The 18,409-nt window shown below is 66.9% G+C and carries 17 protein-coding genes; 9 read left to right on the plus strand and 8 right to left on the minus strand.

All coding sequences use genetic code 11. From position 1 onward, the window contains the following. Positions 1-2: 2 nt before the first annotated feature. From hemW to rph, 3 genes are read right to left on the minus strand one after another with little or no spacing between them, the layout of a single operon-like run. On the minus strand, positions 3-1,157 hold the full coding sequence (gene hemW / locus RM543_RS02230; RefSeq protein ID WP_432280429.1) for a radical SAM family heme chaperone HemW: 1,155 nt from the start codon (positions 1,155-1,157) through the stop codon (positions 3-5). Next, on the minus strand, positions 1,147-1,764 hold the full coding sequence (locus RM543_RS02235; protein ID WP_311689212.1) for a non-canonical purine NTP pyrophosphatase: 618 nt from the start codon (positions 1,762-1,764) through the stop codon (positions 1,147-1,149). Before RM543_RS02235 ends, hemW begins: the two co-directional genes overlap by 11 nt. Continuing rightward, positions 1,761-2,474 carry a ribonuclease PH gene (gene rph, locus RM543_RS02240; RefSeq protein WP_311689214.1) on the minus strand — a complete coding sequence of 238 codons (714 nt, stop codon included), beginning with the start codon at positions 2,472-2,474 and terminating at the stop codon, positions 1,761-1,763. Before rph ends, RM543_RS02235 begins: the two co-directional genes overlap by 4 nt. Positions 2,475-2,633: 159 nt before the next feature. Here rph and hrcA point away from each other — a divergent pair, with 159 nt between their 5' ends. After that, positions 2,634-3,701: a heat-inducible transcriptional repressor HrcA gene (hrcA, locus tag RM543_RS02245; protein WP_311689216.1), complete on the plus strand. Its 1,068-nt coding sequence runs from the start codon at positions 2,634-2,636 to the stop codon at positions 3,699-3,701. A gap of 9 nt (positions 3,702-3,710) precedes the next feature. Then, positions 3,711-4,271, plus strand: a complete 561-nt coding sequence (locus tag RM543_RS02250; RefSeq protein ID WP_311689218.1) for a nucleotide exchange factor GrpE — start codon at positions 3,711-3,713, stop codon at positions 4,269-4,271. Here RM543_RS02250 and mutS read toward each other — a convergent pair. Continuing rightward, positions 4,241-6,910, minus strand: a complete 2,670-nt coding sequence (gene mutS / locus RM543_RS02255) for a DNA mismatch repair protein MutS (RefSeq protein WP_311689220.1) — start codon at positions 6,908-6,910, stop codon at positions 4,241-4,243. The two genes, RM543_RS02250 and mutS, sit on opposite strands and share 31 nt — an antisense overlap. 165 nt (positions 6,911-7,075) lie before the next feature. Here mutS and RM543_RS02260 point away from each other — a divergent pair, with 165 nt between their 5' ends. Beyond that, a complete protein-coding gene (locus RM543_RS02260; RefSeq protein WP_311689222.1) occupies positions 7,076-9,340 on the plus strand; it encodes an NADP-dependent malic enzyme in 2,265 nt (754 codons plus the stop codon). Positions 9,341-9,406: 66 nt separating this feature from the next. On the opposite strand, the gene msrA is transcribed toward RM543_RS02260, so the two are convergent. Further along, a complete protein-coding gene (gene msrA / locus RM543_RS02265; protein ID WP_311689223.1) occupies positions 9,407-10,066 on the minus strand; it encodes a peptide-methionine (S)-S-oxide reductase MsrA in 660 nt (219 codons plus the stop codon). Between the two features lie 211 nt (positions 10,067-10,277). Between msrA and RM543_RS02270 the strand changes: the two genes are divergently transcribed. Further along, complete coding sequence (locus RM543_RS02270; protein WP_311689847.1) at positions 10,278-10,688, plus strand: DUF7282 domain-containing protein; 411 nt, start codon at positions 10,278-10,280, stop codon at positions 10,686-10,688. A gap of 79 nt (positions 10,689-10,767) precedes the next feature. Here the strand turns inward: RM543_RS02270 and RM543_RS02275 are convergent, their stop codons facing one another. Continuing rightward, positions 10,768-11,994, minus strand: a complete 1,227-nt coding sequence (locus RM543_RS02275; protein WP_311689224.1) for an argininosuccinate synthase — start codon at positions 11,992-11,994, stop codon at positions 10,768-10,770. Between the two features lie 108 nt (positions 11,995-12,102). Here RM543_RS02275 and ilvA point away from each other — a divergent pair, with 108 nt between their 5' ends. Beyond that, complete coding sequence (gene ilvA / locus RM543_RS02280) at positions 12,103-13,347, plus strand: threonine ammonia-lyase IlvA (RefSeq protein WP_311689225.1); 1,245 nt, start codon at positions 12,103-12,105, stop codon at positions 13,345-13,347. Between the two features lie 20 nt (positions 13,348-13,367). Here ilvA and RM543_RS02285 read toward each other — a convergent pair whose 3' ends face one another. Continuing rightward, on the minus strand, positions 13,368-13,805 hold the full coding sequence (locus tag RM543_RS02285) for an Hpt domain-containing protein (protein WP_311689227.1): 438 nt from the start codon (positions 13,803-13,805) through the stop codon (positions 13,368-13,370). Between the two features lie 51 nt (positions 13,806-13,856). Between RM543_RS02285 and RM543_RS02290 the strand changes: the two genes are divergently transcribed. Beyond that, positions 13,857-15,134, plus strand: a complete 1,278-nt coding sequence (locus RM543_RS02290; RefSeq protein ID WP_311689228.1) for a PP2C family protein-serine/threonine phosphatase — start codon at positions 13,857-13,859, stop codon at positions 15,132-15,134. Between the two features lie 3 nt (positions 15,135-15,137). Here RM543_RS02290 and RM543_RS02295 read toward each other — a convergent pair whose 3' ends face one another. Further along, on the minus strand, positions 15,138-15,581 hold the full coding sequence (locus RM543_RS02295) for an NUDIX domain-containing protein (protein WP_311689230.1): 444 nt from the start codon (positions 15,579-15,581) through the stop codon (positions 15,138-15,140). A gap of 76 nt (positions 15,582-15,657) precedes the next feature. Between RM543_RS02295 and hslO the strand changes: the two genes are divergently transcribed. From hslO to RM543_RS02310, 3 genes are read left to right on the plus strand one after another with little or no spacing between them, the layout of a single operon-like run. Continuing rightward, complete coding sequence (hslO, locus tag RM543_RS02300; protein WP_311689232.1) at positions 15,658-16,662, plus strand: Hsp33 family molecular chaperone HslO; 1,005 nt, start codon at positions 15,658-15,660, stop codon at positions 16,660-16,662. After that, entirely contained in the window at positions 16,643-17,251 is a 609-nt protein-coding gene (locus RM543_RS02305) for a CoA pyrophosphatase (protein WP_311689234.1), read from the plus strand. Before hslO ends, RM543_RS02305 begins: the two co-directional genes overlap by 20 nt. Continuing rightward, entirely contained in the window at positions 17,248-18,402 is a 1,155-nt protein-coding gene (locus RM543_RS02310) for a CCA tRNA nucleotidyltransferase (RefSeq protein WP_432280424.1), read from the plus strand. Before RM543_RS02305 ends, RM543_RS02310 begins: the two co-directional genes overlap by 4 nt. The last annotated feature ends 7 nt before the right edge of the window (positions 18,403-18,409 follow it).

Here is an 18,409-nt window from a genome sequence, read left to right on the forward strand (position 1 = left end):
CACTATTCCAGCAACAGCTCCGAGACCACGCGGTTCAGAACCATGCGCCCCGCCTCGGTGACCGCGAGGCGCGATTCCGATCGTTCAACCAAGCCGTAGCCTTCTAGGTCCGTCAGACGTTCGGCATCCAGCGGACGCCCTGCCATGCTCTCCAGCCTCGTGAGCGATATCCCGTCCCGCAGGCGCAAGCCCATCATGAGATATTCGTTTGCCCGGTCGACGCTGCCCAGTCGTTGCCGGGATTCATGTCGTCCGTCGGGCACTCCGGCAAGCCAATCTCGCGGCAGGAGGGCCTGTTCCGTCGCGATCCGCTCGCCGCTGAGCGTGAGCCGACCGTGAGCACCCGGACCGATTCCGCCCCAATCGCCGGCGTTCCAATAAATCAAGTTGTGGGTCGAACGGGCGCCGTCGCGGGCGAAATTCGACACTTCATAGGCCTCGAAGCCATGATCGGCGCAAATCTCGGTGGTCGCTTCGTATAGGTCCGCGCCCAGATCCTCGTCCGGCAGACCCTTCAGACCACCGGCTTGCCTACGGTCCCAGAAGGCGGTGCCCGGCTCGATGGTCAGTTGGTAGAGCGAGAGGTGGTCCGTTCCCAGGTCCAGCCCCCGAAGGAGCTCGTCCCGCCAGTCCGAAAGGGATTGGCCCTGCCTCGCGTAGATCAGGTCGAAGGATACGCGGTCGAACGTGCTGCGCGCGACATCCAACGCCGCGAGTGCTTCATCCCGGCTGTGGAGCCGTCCGAGAGCCTTCAGCGACGCATTGTCCAGCGCCTGGACGCCGACGGAGACGCGGTTTACCCCGGCTTCCCTGTAGCTGGCGAAGCGGGAGGCCTCGACCGATGTCGGGTTCGCCTCGAGCGTCACCTCCCAGTCATTGGCGACGGACCAGCCGGCGCGGACGGCGTCCAGGATCGCCTGCACGGTCGCAGGCTCCATCAACGACGGCGTTCCGCCTCCGAAATAGACACTATCAAGGCGCCGTTCGCCCATTTCGGCGGCCAGGCGGGCAATCTCCCGAACGTACGCATCCGCCCACGCTCCATGGTCCACCGCTTTGGTGACATGGGAGTTGAAGTCGCAATACGGGCATTTGGCCGCGCAGAACGGCCAGTGGATGTACAGCCCGAACCCGCCTTCGACGATGTCAGCCAAAATGTGCCTTCACGAGCTTGGAGAAGGCGTCCGCCCTGTGGCTGACCTCGGCCTTCCGGTCCGGGTCCATCTCCCCGAACGTGATCGTCTCCCCGTCCATGACGAAGATCGGATCGTATCCGTGCCCGTTCTCTCCGCGGGGTGGCCACTCGAGATGCCCGCGAACGGTCCCCTCGACCAGCGATGTCACGCCGTCAGGCCATGCAAGACAGAGCGTGCAATGGAACACGGCGGCGGGGAGGTGTTCCGCGCCCTTCTCCGCGCAGGCCTTGCGGACCTTTTCCATCGCCATGGCGAAGTCCCGGCCGTCCGGCGTTTCCGCCCAATCGGCGGTGTAGACACCGGGATCGCCCCCGAGCGGCACCACGCTGAGGCCGCTATCGTCGGCGAGGGCGGGAAGGCCGCTGGCCTCGGCGCCCGCAAGCGCCTTGATGCGGGCGTTTTCGGCAAAGGTCGTGCCTGTCTCAACGGGCACGGGGAGGCCCAGATCGCCCGCAGTCACGACCTCCGTGCCATAGGGCGCGAGAAGCGCGGAGATCTCGGCGGCCTTGCCCGCGTTGTGCGTGGCGAGGAGGAGCCGCTCCGCCCCGATCTTCCGCGCGACGTTCATCGGCCGGTCGCCGCGTTCTGGGCCTTCACGAGCTCGGCGATGCCGCCCTCGGCGAGACCGAGAAGCGCGTCCAGTTCGTCGCGCGAGAAGGTTGCGCCCTCGGCGGAGGCCTGAAGCTCGATCAGGCGCCCCTTGCCGGTCATGACGAAGTTCCCGTCAGTCCCTGCTTCGCTGTCCTCGGCGTAGTCCAGATCGGCAACCGGCTGACCGCCATAAATGCCGCAGGAAATGGCGGCGACGTTGTCCGTCATCGGGTCTGTCGTGATCAGCTTCTTGTCCATGAGCTTGTCGATGGCGAGCCGCAGGGCCACCCAGCCACCGGTGATGGAGGCGCAACGCGTGCCACCGTCAGCCTGGATCACGTCGCAGTCGACGGTGATCTGCCGCTCGCCGAGCGCGACCCGGTCGATGCCGGCGCGCAGGGCGCGGCCGATCAGGCGCTGAATTTCCTGCGTCCGGCCGGACTGACCGTTCTTCGCCTCGCGGCGCCCGCGGGTATGCGTGGCGCGGGGCAACATGCCGTATTCCGCCGTGACCCATCCGAGGCCGGTGTTCCGCATGAAGGGCGGGACGCGGTCCTCGATGGACGCGGTGCACAGCACGTGCGTGTCGCCCATCCGGATCAGGCAGGAGCCCTCGGCGTGGAGCGTGAAGTTCGTCTCGATGCTGACGGGGCGGATCTGGTCGAGGGACCGGCCGGAAGGACGCATGTCTGGGGCTCCTGATGTCTCGCTGGCGTCGCTCTTCTGACACCAAGGCGGCACGGGGGAAACCCCCCCGTGCGGCTGCGGATACCTTGCACCCGGCGACGCGAGACCCCAAGATTCGTGAGGTCATGCCACGCCATATGCGGAGGAAATCGACGTCTCATGGGCGATGCATCCACCCTGCTCACAGAAATGAACGACCGCTCCCGGGAAGTCTTCCGGCGTGTCGTCGAATCCTACCTCGCCTCGGGGGAGCCTGTCGGCTCACGGACGTTGACGCGCCATCTGACGGAGAAGGTCTCCGCTGCGACGATCCGCAACGTGATGCAGGATCTCGAATATCTGGGGCTGCTGAACTCGCCGCATGTCTCCGCCGGACGCATTCCGACCCAGCTCGGCCTGCGGCTGTTCGTGGACGGACTTCTGGAGATGCGAGAGCCGGACGGATCCGATCGCGAGCGGCTCGACGCGACGCTTGGGAACAATTCGCACGATCTCGCTGATGTGATGTCCCGCATCGGGTTGGCGCTGTCGGGTGCGACACAAGGTGCGAGCCTCGTCCTCGCACCCAAGCACGAAGCTCCGATCCGGCATATCGAGTTCGTTCAGCTCGGCCACGATCGAGGGCTCGTCGTTCTCGTCTTCGCGGACGGACATGTGGAGAATCGCCTCTTCGCGCCGCCGCCGGGCCAGACGCCGTCCTCAATGCGGGAGGCTGCGAATTTCCTGAATGCGCTGATCGAGGGCAAGACCCTCACCGAAGTCCGGAGCATAATGGAAAAGGAGATCGCGGCGCGCCGTCAGGAGATCGACGGCCTCGCGCGGGACCTGATCGAAAGCGGCCTCGCCGCCTGGTCCGAGGATCCGGGCGGCTCCCCCGATCGCCTCATCGTGCGGGGCCGCGCGCATCTGCTCGGGGAGGGGACGGCGCCGGAGGAGCTGGAGCGAATCAAGGAACTGTTCGACGAGCTCGAGCGCAAGCGGGACATAGCCGAGTTCCTGTCCCTGACGGAGCACGGTGACGGCGTGCGGATTTTCATCGGTTCGGAGAACAAACTCTTCTCACTTTCGGGTTCCTCTCTGGTGGTCTCTCCATATATGAACAACGACCGAAAGATCGTGGGGGCCGTCGGCGTGATCGGACCGACGCGGCTCAATTATGGCCGCATCGTTCCGATCGTGGACTACACCGCCCAGCTCCTTGGGCGGCTGATGGCGGACCGGACATAAGGACTTGGAATGTCGAATTCGGAAAAGCACCAGACGTTGGACGAAATGATGAACGAGACGCCGGAAGAGCCCGGGGCCGAGCCGCCCCTGGATGCGCCGGCGGATGACGAGGTGGAAACGCTGCGAGCGGAGCGCGACGACATGCGCGACCGCTTCATGCGTGCGCTCGCCGACGCCGAGAACGCCCGGAAGCGCTCCGAGCGGGATCGCAAGGAGGCCGAGAACTACGGCGGCTCCAAGCTGTCGCGGGATATCCTGCCGGTCTATGACAACCTGCGCCGCGCGGTCGAGACGGTGACGGACGAGCAGCGCGAGGCGAACAAGGCGCTGATCGAGGGTGTCGAGCTGACGATGAAGGAGCTGATCTCGGTCTTCTCGAAGCACGGCATCATCCCGATCGAGCCCGAGACCGGCGAGAAGTTCGACCCGAACCAGCATCAGGCGATGTTCGAAGCCCCCGTGCCCGACACGAAGGCTGGCGAGATCATCCAGGTGATGGCGACCGGCTTCATGCTGCACGACCGCCTGCTCCGCCCCGCTCAGGTCGGCGTGTCGTCCAATCCGGGCTGAGCGTCCGGACCTGCGAGCGCGCGAAGCTCGTAGACCAGATCGAGCGCCTCGCGCGGGCTCAGATTGTCGGGAGAGATCCCGGCGATCTTCTCTAGAAGCGGCGAGGCTTCGGGGCGCGGAGCGGGGGCCGGCCTTGGCGGCGCGGCCGAGAACAGCGGCAGATCGTCGATCATCGCGCCCGGCTTGTGCCCCGCCTCCCTGTCCCCGGCTTCGAGACGTTCCAGGACCTCGCTCGCCCGTGCCACGACAGAGGCCGGAAGTCCGGCAAGGCGCCCGACCTGAACGCCGTAGGACCGGTCCGCAGCGCCGTCCCGGACCTCGTGCAGGAAGATGACCTCTCCCTCCCATTCCTTGACCGCCACGGTTGCGTTGCGCAGCCCCGGCAGCTTCGACGCCAGGGCAGTTAGCTCGTGATAGTGAGTGGCGAAGAGGGCGCGGCAGCCGTTCACCTCGTGCAGATGCTCAAGCGTCGCCCAGGCGATCGAAAGACCGTCATAGGTTGCCGTGCCGCGGCCTATCTCGTCGAGGATGACGAGGGCGCGCTCGTCGGCCTGGTTGAGGATCGCGGCGGTCTCGACCATTTCGACCATGAACGTGGAGCGGCCGCGCGCCAGGTCGTCCGCCGCCCCGACACGGGAAAACAGGCTCGATACAAGGCCGATATGGGCGCTTAAAGCCGGAACGTAGCTGCCCGCCTGCGCCAGGAGGGCGATCAGGGCGTTCTGCCGGAGCCACGTCGATTTACCGGCCATGTTCGGACCGGTCAGGAGCCGGATCGTCGCGCCGTCCTCTGCCGTCAGATCGCAGTCATTCGCGACAAAACTCTCGCCAGAGCGCTTGAGCGCACGTTCAACCACCGGATGCCGTCCGTCCGCGATATCGAACGCTCGGCTGTCGTCCACCCTGGGGCGGCACCAGTTCTCGCCGCGCGCAAGGTCGGCCAGTGCGGCGGCGACGTCGATCTCCGCCAAGGCGCGGGCCGCGGTCCCGATGGCGGGCGCGGCGTCGATGACGGCTTTGCGGAGGGTCTCGAAGATCCGTTTCTCCGTCTCCAGCGCGCGCCCGCCTGCATTGAGGATGCGCGTCTCCAGTTCGGAAAGCTCCGTCGTGGTGAAACGGACGGCGCTGGCCGTCGTCTGGCGGTGGATGAAGCGGTTCGCTTCGGGGCCCGCGCGCAGGCGTTCGGCATGGGCCGCGGTGGTCTCGATGAAGTAGCCGAGGACGTTGTTGTGCTTGATCTTGAGGGAGGCGATGCCGGTTGCCTCGGCATACTCCGCCTGCATCCCGGCGATCACGCCACGGCCCTCGTCCCGAAGGGTGCGGGCCTCGTCGAGGTCCGCGTCATAGCCGGGCGCGATCATGCCGCCGTCCCGTGCGAGGAGGGGAGGCTCGGCGACAAGGGCCGCATCCAGAAGGTCGATCAGCTCGCCATGGCCGCGCAGAGCGCCGGCCTGCTCCTTCAGAAGCTCGGGCGCGTCTTCGAGACGTGGCGACAAAGCTTCGCCTTGTGTCAGGCCCGCACGGATCGCGGCGAGGTCCCGTGGGCCGCCACGGTCGAGCGCGAGCCGCGACAGGGCCCGGTCCATGTCCGGCACCTTTCCAAGAGCGCCCCGCAGCTTTTCCGCCCGCCCGGTGTCCTCGCAGAGCCAGCTTACCGCGTCTAGCCGCGCCGCGATGGTCGCCACGGTGCGGGACGGCGCGGAGATCCGGCGTTCCAGAAGTCGGGCGCCCGGCGCCGTGAGCGTCCGGTCGATCGTCGCCAGAAGAGAGCCGTCCCGACGCCCGTCAGGGCCGCGCACGAGTTCGAGGTTCCGCCGGGTGGCCGCGTCGATCTGCATCGTCTGCGCGCCCGATTCACGAAGCGGAGCTCGAAGGAGCGGAAGCCTGCCGCGTTGGGTGATTTCGAGATAGGAGACGACGGCCCCGAGCGCTCCCAGTTCCGCCCGCCCGAATGTCCCGAACGCGGCCAGGTCGCCGACCTTGTAGAGCGCCTTCAGCCGCGCCTCAGCGCCCGAGCTGTCGAAGGCAGACCGGGCGATCGGGGTCAGGGCGGCGCCGCTGTCCTCCACGATCTCGGCCAGTTCAGCACCGGCGCCGTCCACGACCAGGACCTCGCGTGGCCCGAGCCGGGCGAGTTCGGGACCGAGCCGCACGGCGGGGCAGGGGGCGACGCGGATCTCGCCCGTCGAGATATCCGCCCAGGCGAGCGCGCCCTCCCCACGGATCTCCGTCCAGGCGGCGAGGAAATTGTGCCTCCGTGCCTCTAGAAGCGTGTCCTCGGTCAGGGTACCGGGGGTCACGAGACGAACGACGTCACGCTTCACCACCGACTTGGACCCGCGTTTCTTCGCCTCCGCGGGATCTTCCATCTGCTCGCAGACGGCCACGCGGAACCCCTTGCGGATCAGCGTGAGAAGGTAGCTCTCCGCGGAATGGGCGGGCACGCCGCACATCTCGATGTCGCGGCCGTCATGCTTGCCCCGCTTGGTGAGCGCGATGTCGAGTGCGGACGCGGCGGCGATCGCGTCCTCGAAGAACATCTCGTAGAAGTCGCCCATCCGGTAGAACAGCAGGGTCCCGGGATTGGCGGCCTTCAGGTCGAGATACTGGGCCATCATCGGCGTGATTTGCGCGGTCATCTCGCCTCCATTGCAGCGAGGCGCACCTTACCGCGTCCCGGCTTCCGGTTTGAAGGCACCACACGCGATTTCTGCGTATCCCGGCGCGAGATAAGTGCCTTCCCCGACGGCCGATCTGCGGTATGACGGTGGTCCTGAGCACCGATGGGAGGAGCCGGTAAGCCAATGTCGAAATCGAGGATCACGCGCGAAGAGGCACTGACGTTTCACCTCGAGCCTGTACCCGGCAAGCTCGAAATCAGCTCCACGGTGCCGATGACCACGCAGCGGGACCTTTCGCTGGCCTATTCTCCGGGTGTCGCCGTGCCGTGCGAGGAGATCGCGGCGAACCCCGAGACCGCCTACGACTACACGGCCAAGGGCAACCTCGTCGCCGTCATCTCGAACGGGACGGCCGTTCTCGGCCTCGGAAACCTCGGCGCCCTCGCCTCGAAGCCGGTGATGGAAGGCAAGGCCGTCCTCTTCAAACGCTTCGCCGACGTGAACTCCATCGACCTGGAGCTCGACACGGAGGATCCGGAGGCGTTCATCGCGGCGGTGAAGCTGATGGGGCCCTCCTTCGGCGGCATCAATCTCGAGGACATCAAGGCGCCCGAGTGCTTCATCATCGAGCAGCGCCTCAAGGAAGAGATGGACATCCCCGTCTTCCATGACGACCAGCATGGCACCGCCGTGATCTGTGCGGCCGGTCTCATCAACGCGCTGCACCTCACCGGCAAGAAGCTGGAGGAGTGTCGCATCGTCCTCAACGGTGCGGGTGCGGCGGGGATCGCCTGCCTCGAACTGATCAAGGCAATGGGTGCGAAGCACGACAACTGCATCATGTGCGACACGAAGGGCGTCATCTACCAGGGACGCACCGAGGGCATGAACCAGTGGAAGAGCGCCCATGCCGCGCGGACCGACCTGCGCACCCTCGAAGAGGCAATGGACGGGGCGGACGTGTTTCTCGGGGTGTCCGTCAAAGGTGCGGTGACACAGAAAATGGTCGCCAGCATGGCCGAGAACCCGGTGATCTTCGCGATGGCGAACCCCGATCCCGAAATCACCACCGAGGACGCGCACGAGGTCCGGCCCGACGCGATCGTCGCGACCGGCCGCTCGGATTATCCCAACCAGGTCAACAACGTCCTCGGGTTTCCCTACCTCTTCCGCGGGGCGCTCGACATCAACGCGACGGCGATCAACGACGAGATGAAGATCGCCTGCGCCGAGGCCCTGGCGGAACTCGCGCGTGAGGACGTCCCCGACGAGGTTGCCATCGCCTACGGGCGCAAGCTCTCCTTCGGTCGCGATTACATCATTCCGACGCCGTTCGATCCGCGTCTCATCTGGCGCGTGCCACCGGCGGTCGCGGAAGCGGGCATGGCAACCCGTGTCGCCCGCCGCCCCATCGTCGACATGGACGGCTATCGCCACACGCTGCAGGCCCGCATGGATCCGACCGCCTCGGTCCTGTCCTCCATCGCGGCACGGGCGCGCGCGGCGCAGGCGCGGATGATCTTCGCTGAGGGAGACGATCCTCGGGTGCTGCGCGCCGCGATCGCCTACCAGCGCGCCGGTCTCGGCAAGGCGCTGGTCGTCGGGCGCGAGTCTGATGTTCGGGAAAAGCTGGAGACGGCGGGCCTCGGCGAAGCCGTCCGTGAGCTGGAGGTGGTGAATGCCGCCAACACCCGGCATCTCGATACCTACAAGTCCTTCCTCTACGAGCGGCTTCAGCGGCAGGGCTACGATGCGCAGGACGTCCACCGCCTCGCCGCGCGGGACCGGCACGTCTTCTCGGCTCTGATGCTGGCCCATGGTCATGGCGACGGCCTCGTGACGGGCGCCACCCGCAAGTCGGCCCACGCGCTCCGGCAGATCTCGATGGTGTACGACACGACGACGGCGGCCGGCGTCGCCGGCGTGACGGCGGTTCTTCATCGCGGCCGCATCGTGCTGATCTCGGATACCCTCGTTGCCGAATGGCCGGATGAGAAGGATCTCGCGATCATAGCGCAGCGCGCCGCGGAGGTCGCGCGCGGGCTAGGTCTCGAGCCGCGCGTCGCGTTCGTCAGCTTCTCGACCTTCGGCTATCCCGTCTCGGAGCGGGCCGAGAAGATGACGCTGGCCTCGAAAGTGCTCGACGCGAAGGGCGTCGATTTCGAGTACGAGGGCGAGATGACCGTGGACGTCGCGCTGAACCCCGAGCAGATGCGCGCCTATCCCTTCAGCCGGCTGACCGGGCCTGCGAACGTCCTCGTCGTGCCTGCGCGGCACTCCGCGTCCATCTCGGTCAAGCTGATGCAGGAGATGGCCGGGGCGACCGTGGTGGGCCCGATCCTCGCGGGGCTCGATGCGTCGATCCAGATCTGCTCGACCGGCTCCACCGTCAACGACATCTACAACATGGCTGCCATCGCGGCCTGCAAGATCGGTGTTGCCCGGTAGTCGTCATGCAGAAAGGCCCGCGCCGGATGGTCCGGTGCGGGCCTTTCAGTCAGGCGGGACGGGCGGTCAGGACGCGCCCTTGATGAAGGGATTGTCCGCGCCCCAGATCTGCCGGAGGCGCGCGTCGCGGCCGCAGCCCTCGCGATATCGCTCGTAGGCCACCGATTTCGGAACGGCGAGCCCGACCGACGTCACCGGAAGACGATCGTCGGACTTGTAGTAATCCTGATGGTAGTCCTCCGCCTCGTAGAACGCGGCTTCATCGAGGACCGGCGTCACGATGTCCTTGCCAAGTTCCTGCTCCGCCGCGGCGATCTGCTCCTCGGCGATGCGGCGCTCTTCCTCGTTCCCAACGAAGATGGCAGTGGTGTAGCTCTCACCCCTGTCACAGAACTGACCGCCCGCATCGAGCGGATCGACGGACCGCAGGAACAGATTGATGAGCGTGGCATAATCGATTTGCGCTGGGTCATAGACGATCCGCGCTGCCTCCCGGTGTCCGGTGCCGCCGCGGACCACCTGCTTGTAGGTCGGGTTCTCCACCGTGCCGCCGGAATAGCCGGAAACGACTTCGCTCACGCCCTGAACCTTCTCGAAGTCCGCCTCGACGCACCAGAAGCATCCCCCGGCGACGACGGCGGTCTCGGTCTGCTGCGCGAGCGCAGGACCGGCGAAGCCAGACAGCGCGGCAAAGGCGGCGGCCGCGATTTGCGGTTTGAAGGTCATACTGTATCTCCCCTTTGTTCCTTACCTCGAAAGATGCGGCCCGGGCCTCCTTACGGCAACAAGTGCGATCCCTAACTCACGCAAGGGTGACGATCACGAAAGAGTTGGAGGCGCAGGCGCAACTCTCTTGCCCGGCTCTGCGTATCTAAGGGGAAGCCGCTGGCGAGGAACGCCGGGGGTCGACATACAGACTAGGAGACGATCAATGATGATGCGCCTTACGACCATCACCGCAATCGCCACCCTCACCGCGGGCGCCGCGTTCGCCCAGGACGACATGACCCCCTCCATCACCGCGTCCGACCAGCCGCTCGAAAACGGCGTCGTGAGCGCGGAGAGCATCACCGCCGCCGAGAATGGCTGGCTCGTCGTGCACCGCACCGATTCCGAGATGGCACCCGGTCCCGTGGTCGGTCACGCGCCGATCCGCATGGGCACGACCGAGGATGTTGCCGCGATCCTCACCGAAGACGTTGCAGCGGGCGACATGCTGATGCTCATGGTCCACTCCGAGGCCGGCGGCAACGAGACGGGTATCTTCGAATACACCCTCGGCGCGGAAGAGGACGGCCCGATCCGCGTGGATGGCGACCTTGTCACCACCGTGATCACGGCCGAGTAAATGCTCCAGTGAGCACCTGCGCCACGCGTGGCGCAGCGATGGGGCGGTTCCTCTCGGGCGACCGCCCCTTTTCACATCGTCAGCCTTTCAGCCGGCGGTCCCGCGCGGCGAGAAGCTTGAGGCGCAGGGCGTTGAGCTGGATGAAGCCCGCCGCGTCCTTCTGGTCGTAGGCGCCTGCATCGTCTTCGAAGGTGACGTGCGCCTCGGAGTAGAGGCTGTGGTCGGACCAGCGACCCACCGTGTGCGCGGATCCCTTGTAGAGCTTGAGACGCACCGTGCCGGTGACGTGACGCTGGGAGCGGTCGATGGCGGCCTGCAGCATCTCGCGTTCGGGCGAGAACCAGAACCCGTTGTAGATCAGTTCGGCGTAGCGCGGCATCAGCTCGTCCTTGAGGTGCGCCTCGCCGCGGTCGAGCGTGATCTGCTCGATGCCGCGATGCGCCTCCAGAAGGAGCGTGCCGCCGGGCGTTTCGTAGATCCCGCGGGATTTCATGCCGACGAAACGGCCTTCCACGAGGTCCAGCCGGCCGCATCCGTGCTTGCCGCCCAGCTCGTTGAGCTTCGTGAGGATCTCGGCGGGGGACATGCGCTGCCCGTCGATCGAGACTGCGTCGCCCTGTTCGAAGCCGATCTCGACATATTGCGGCTCGTTCGGTGCATCCTCGGGATGGGTCGTGCGCTGGTAGACGTAATCCGGCGCATCCACAGCCGGATCTTCCAGCACGACGCCTTCGGAAGAGGTGTGCAGAAGGTTCGCATCGACGCTGAACGGCGCCTCGCCACGCTTGTTCTTCGCGATCGGGATCTGGTGGGCTTCGGCGAACTCGATGAGCTTCGTGCGGCTCGACAGGTCCCATTCCCGCCAGGGCGCGATCACCTTGATATCGGGGTTGAGCGCATAGGCGGACAGCTCGAAGCGGACCTGATCGTTGCCCTTGCCCGTCGCACCGTGGGCGACGGCATCGGCGCCGGTTTCCTCCGCAATCTCCACGAGGCGCTTGGAGATCAGCGGCCGCGCGATGGAGGTGCCGAGCAGGTAGAGCCCTTCATAGACGGCATTGGCGCGGAACATCGGAAAGACGAAGTCGCGTACGAATTCCTCGCGCACGTCCTCGATGAAGATGTTCTCGGGCTTGATGCCGAGCAGTTCGGCCTTCTGACGGGCGGGATCCAGTTCCTCGCCCTGTCCGAGGTCGGCGGTGAAGGTCACGACCTCGCAGCCATACTCGGTTTGCAGCCATTTCAGGATGATCGAGGTATCCAGGCCGCCCGAATAGGCGAGAACGACTTTCTTCGGCGCGGTCATCTTCGGCTTCCTCTTTCCTCGTGGCATCCAGCGGCCGCGGTGTAATGCCGCCTATAGGGCGCGGCAAGGCGGTTTCGGGCGGGCCCGGGCGGTGCTAACGGGGTTTGCATGGACGATTTCATTCAAGGTGCGCAGGCCGCAGAGGCCGCGATGCGGGAACTCTTTCCCCCCACGCCTCTCTTGCGCAACGATTATCTGTCGGACCGGTTCGGCGGTGAGATCCTGCTGAAGCGCGAGGACCTGACCCCGGTGCGCTCCTACAAGCTGCGCGGAGCCTTCAACGCCATGCGCAAGGTGCGGCAGGCCGATCCGGGGCAGGACCTGTTCGTATGCGCCTCCGCCGGGAACCACGCGCAGGGCGTCGCGTATGCCTGCCGGCATTTCGGCGTGCGTGCGGTCATCTTCATGCCGGTGACCACGCCGCGCCAGAAGGTCGACAAGACTGTGACGCTCGGAGGCGATCACGTCGAAGTCCGAATGACGGGGGACTATTTCGACGACACGCTGGACGAGGCGCAGGAGTGGTGCGCGGCGGAGGGCGGGCATTTCCTCTCCCCCTTCGACGATCCGGACGTGATCGAGGGTCAGGCCAGCGTCGCGGCCGAGATCCTGAGCCAAATCGAACGCCCTGACGGGCTGATCCTCCCGGTTGGCGGCGGCGGCCTGTCCGCGGGCATCACCCGCTACCTTCGGTCCGAAGCCCCGGGAATCGACATCCGTTACGTCGAACCTGCGGGTGCGGCGAGTCTTGCGGCCGCCGTGAAGGGCGGCGCGCCCGAGACGTTGAGCCAAGTGGACAGCTTCGTGGACGGCGCCGCGGTCGCCCGCATCGGCGCGCGGCCGTTCGAGGTCCTGTCATCGGTGCGGCCCGATCAGGTCCTGCAGGTGCCCGAGAACCGGCTCTGCATCACGATCTCGGAGCTACTCAACGCCGAGGGGATCGTTCTCGAGCCTGCGGGCGCCCTGTCCGTCGATGCGCTTCGTGATCTCGGCGACTGGGTGCGTGGGCGGCGGATCGTCTGCGTGACGTCCGGCGGCAATTTCGATTTCGAACGCCTTCCCGAAGTGAAGGAACGGGCGCAGCGCTACGCGGGCCTCAAGAAGTACCTGATCCTGCGGATGCCGCAGCGCCCCGGCGCGCTCAGGGACTTCCTCGACCTGCTCGGCCCGGAGGATGACATCGCCCGCTTCGAGTATCTCAAGAAGTCCAACCGCAACTTCGGCTCCGTTCTTCTCGGTATCGAAACCACCGATCCCGTCAATTTCGACCGCTTCTTCGAGCGGCTCGCCGGCAACGGTCTCGTCTGGCGGGACATCACGAATGACGACACGATGGTCCAGTTCATCATCTGAGTGCGCGCCGGGCCCCCTGATCAGGCGGCGGATCTGCCCAGCAACCCCTCCCGCAGGGCTTGCCGCGCGGTATCGAGCGCGGCGAGGCAGGGCATCACGTGGCGCCGCGCCGAACTGCATTGTTCGTACGCGTCCCGCTCCCCGGCCGTGGACAACTCGATCACCTCGGTCAGGCCGAGGTTGAGCGCGGACCCCTTCATGGCGTGGAACGCGAAGGCGAGATCCTCGTCCGGCGCCGTTTCCAGCCGGAAGGCGCGGGTGTCCAGATCCGCGAAGATATCCGGCAGGAGGCGGTCGAACAGGTCCTGCCCCACGTCCCTGCGCAGGTCCGAAATACGTTTCCAGTTGATCATCCGCAGTCCCCGTTCAGCGGCCCCCCACAGGTCGGTGAAGATCGCGCCGAGGTATGAACGAACGGTGTCCGCCTGAGCTGGGATGTTGAGCATTTTACCCTTCATCCGCGATTAAGATGGATGTGGAAGGACTTGGTCCATCGAAAGGATCGGGTCGTGCAACCTTCCATTGAGATTCGGGCCGATGCGCCTGCCCTCGGGGTGTCTTCCCCCGCCTGCGTCCTCGTGGTGGACGACGATCCGATCCAGCGCCGGATCCTGTCCTCCATGCTGACGCGATGGGGCTACGAAGTGCGGGAGGCCGGCAGCGGCGAGGCGGCGCTCGAGCTTTGCGATGCCAAGGCGCCGGACATCGTCGTGAGCGACTGGATGATGCCGGGGATGGATGGCACCGAGCTCTGCCGCCGGTTCCGCGCCCGCGAAGGGGTGTCCTACGGGTACTTCGTGCTCCTGACCTCGAAGACCGAAACGCTCGACGTCGCGGAGGGCCTCGATGCCGGGGCGGACGATTTCCTGTTGAAACCGGTGGAGGCGACGGAACTCCGAGCGCGCCTCAATGCCGGGCACCGGATCCTGGAGATGGAGCGGGAGCTGACGCGGAAGAACGCCCAGCTCGAAAGGACGCTGGCCGAGTTTCAGGCACTGAACAAGGCTCTCGATGACGACCTGATCGAGGCGAAGCGGCTTCAGCAATCGCTGGTGACGGAGCGGTACAGGGAGTTCGGGACCTCCACGGTCTCGCTCCTTCTGCGGCCGAGCGGGCATGTCGGGGGCGATCTCGTCGGCGTGTTTCCCACCGGCCCCGGCTGCATCGGGCTCTTCGCGATCGACGTGGCCGGGCACGGCGTGACTTCGGCGCTCATGACGGCGCGCCTGGCGGGGTATCTTTCCGAAACGGCCACCGATCATAACATCGCGATGCTGCAGGACGAGAATGGCCGTCTGAAGGGTCGCCCGCCGGGGGAGGTGGCCACGCTTCTCAATTCGATCGTGCTGAGGGATCTGCAGACAGAGATCTACTTCACCTTCCTCTACGCGGAAATCGAACGGGCGAGCGGCGCGCTCCGCTTCGTGCAGGCCGGGCATCCGCATCCGGCGATCCTGCGCGCCGGCGGCGAGATCGAGTTCATCGGCGATGGCGGCATTCCGGTCGGCCTCCTGCCGGACGCGGACTTCTCCGAGAGTTCCGCGCACCTCGAGCCGGGCGACCGGCTTCTGCTGATGTCAGACGGAATGACGGAGCGGGAGGACGCATCCGGCATGCCGCTCGAGGAGGAGGGCATCGCCGGGCTGATCAGGCGCAACGCGGCGCTGACAGGGACGTCCTTTCTGGAGGCGCTCTACCGGGATCTGTCCGAGATCGGAAAGGGCGACTTTGCCGATGACGTCTCCGCGGTCCTCTTCGAGTTCGGCGGGCCGGACGAGGGGCCGTGATCCTCAGCCCGCCAGCCCCGCCGTCCTCAGGTGCCGGGCGAGGAAGCTGCGGTCCCCGGGATCGTCGAGCGCATCCAAGGCATCGCGCAGCGGCAGCCAGAGCGGTGCATGGTCTGGCTCCGTCGGCGGGCCGAGGCGCCGGCCGGGACGCGCGACATAGACGTGGCAGAGCTTCTCGGCGTTGAACCCGTAATCGGGCATCCAGACGAACCGGCGAAAGGCTCCCAGACGTCTGGGGCCGGACAGCGACCAGCCGGTTTCCTCGAACACCTCGCGGTGCAGCGCGTGCAGGGGGGACTCGCCCGGATCGATCCCGCCACCGGGCAACTGGATCTCATCCGTCGCGGTCAGGAGGACCTCCCGACCCCGCACCAGAACCGCGTAGGCGCCGGGGCGCAGGCGGTACGCCGTGCCACGCACGGGCGGCTTGCCGTATCTCGGGATCATCGCGCCCCCTTTCGCCCGAACGTTGCGGGCCCTACATGGACTGCGATATGCCACCCCCCGGCAAGCAGGAAAACCCATGACCATCGGCTCGCAAATCGCGTGGGACGATACCGTTCTGCCCTTTCAACTCGACCGCTCGGATATCCGTGGGCGCGTCGCACGGCTGGACGGTACGCTCGACCAAGTCCTGTCCAAGCATGATTACCCGCCCGCCGTGGAGGCGCTCGTCGCCGAGATGGCGCTCCTGACGGCGCTGATCGGCCAGACGATCAAGCTGCGCTGGAAGCTCTCCCTCCAGGTTCGGGGCGACGGGCCGGTGCGTCTCATCGCGACGGATTACTATGGCCCGACCGAAAGCGGACAAGCCGCCCGGATCCGCGCCTATGCCTCCTATGACAAGGAGGCGGATCTGTCCGGCGAGCCGTTCGACCTCGTGGGCAAGGGCTATTTCGCGATCCTAATCGACCAGGGTCAGGGCATGACGCCGTACCAGGGCATCACTCCGCTCGCCGGCGATTCGCTGAAAGCCTGCGCGGAGACTTACTTCGCCCAGTCCGAGCAGCTTCCGACCCGGTTCGAGCTCACCTTCGGCCGCTCCCGCGTCCCGGGGCAGGGGGAAGCGTGGCGAGCCGGCGGCGTGATGCTCCAGCACATGCCGAAGGCCAGCCCCCATGTCACCGGCGAAGGCGGCAGCGGCGACGAGGGCCTGCTGTCCGCCTCGGACATCGTGGACGGCGAGGAGGGCGAGAACTGGACCCGCGCCAACATGCTTCTCGACACGGTCGAGGCGATCGAGCTCGTCGGGCCGCAGGTTCAGCCGACGGATCTTCTGGTCCGGCTGTTTCACGAAGAGAGCCCACGCGTCTATGACGGTCAGCCTGTCACCTTCGGCTGCACCTGCTCGAAGGAACGGGTCCGCACGTCCCTGTCCATCTACTCCGCCAAGGACATCGCGACGATGACCACGGAGGAGGGGATCGTGACTGCGGATTGTCAGTTCTGCGGCGCGCATTACGAACTCGACCCCAGGACGCTCGGCTTCGAGGCCGAGGAGGCGCCCGATGACGGCGAGGGCGCCTGAGACTACGGATCCGCTGCGGGCCGCGCTTTCGCGGCCCGGGCGCCCGTCCTCCGACTACGATCTGAACTCGGATGCCATGCGTCCGGCTGCGCAGAGTGTGCGGCCCGCCGGCGTCCTGATCGCGGTGGAGGGCCCCCCGGGGGCGGAGCGCGTCTGGCTCACGGCGCGCTCGCCGATGCTGAGGCATCATCCGGGGCAGATCGCCTTTCCGGGCGGCAAGGTCGATCCCGGCGATGACGGGCCGGTCGCGGCGGCCCTGCGCGAGGCGCGCGAGGAGATCGGATTGCCGCAGGACGCGGTCGAGATCGTCGGCACCATGCCCGAGCATCTCACCGTGACGGGGTTCTCGATCACGCCCGTTCTTGGCCGGGTCCGCCGGAGTTTCGTGCCGCGGGCCGAACCGGGGGAGGTGGCCGAGATCTTCACCGTTCCGCTCGCCCACCTTGCCGATCCCGCGCGCTACCGGGTGGAGTGCCGGGCGTGGCAGGGGAAATGGCGGCATTATTACGTGGTGCCGTTCGGGCCCTACTACGTCTGGGGTGCGACGGCGCGGATCTGCCGGGCGCTGGCTGACAGGATGACGCCGTGAGCCCGCGCCTAGATGCGGAATGGCTGTCGGACCCGGCCCTCCTTGCGGTCACGGGGGCGCTCGAGGCGGCGGGGCACCGCGCGCTCCTCGTCGGCGGCTGCGTCAGGGATGCTCTGATCGGGCGGCGCGGCGGGGACGTGGACATCGCGACCGATGCGCGGCCCGAAGAGACAGTGCACGCCCTGGAGGCGGCCGGGCTGAAGGCCGTGCCGACGGGATTCGAGCACGGCACCGTGACGGCCGTTGCCGAGGGGCGCGGCTTCGAGATCACCACCTTCCGGCGCGATGTCGAGACGGACGGGCGGCATGCCCGGGTCACTTTTTCCGATGACCCGGCGGACGACGCGGCGCGCCGGGATTTCACCATGAATGCGCTTTATGCCACCCCCGGGGGCGACGTGCTTGATCCGCTCGGAACGGGGCTGGGTGATCTGGCGGCCCGGCATGTGCGGTTCGTCGGGGTCGCGGCCGAGCGCGCGCGGGAGGATTACCTGCGCATCCTGCGCTTTTTCCGGTTTCATGCATGGTACGCGGATCCCGCCGGCGGGATAAATGCCGACGCGCTCGATGCCTGCGCGCGCCATGCCGAGGGGCTGGAGGGCATATCCCGCGAGAGGATCGGCTCGGAATTCATGCGTCTCCTCGCCGCGCCGGATCCGGGTCCCGCGGTCGCCGCCATGGCCGGGTGCGGCGTTCTCGGGCGGATCCTGCCCGGCGCGGATCCCGAAGCGTTGCCGCGGCTCGTTCACCTCGGGGAGTGCGATCCGATCGTACGTCTTGCCTCCCTCGGCGGGGAGGACGTGGCCGATCGGCTCAGGCTGTCCAAGGCGGAGAGCAGACGGCTCCGGGCGATAACGGATGCCGCGCGGGAGGAGGAGCGCCCGGCGGTGCTGGGCTATCGTCTCGGCGCCGCAGACGGACTGCCCGCCCTCCGGCTCCGCGCGGCCCTGATCGGCACGCACCCGGCGCCGGGCAGCGAGGCGGCGGTGAGCGAAGGTGCGGCGGCCCGGTTTCCCGTCACCGCGCGGGACCTGATGCCGGCCTGGGAGGGCCGCGCCCTGGGTGAGCGGATCGCCGAGCTGGAACAGAGATGGATCGACAGCGGCTTCGCCCTCTCCCGCGAGGCTCTGCTTGCATCGGGGGAAGGTTAGGCGCCAT

The organism is Tropicimonas omnivorans (assembly GCF_031846565.1).
Lineage (GTDB): Bacteria > Pseudomonadota > Alphaproteobacteria > Rhodobacterales > Rhodobacteraceae > Tropicimonas_B > Tropicimonas_B omnivorans.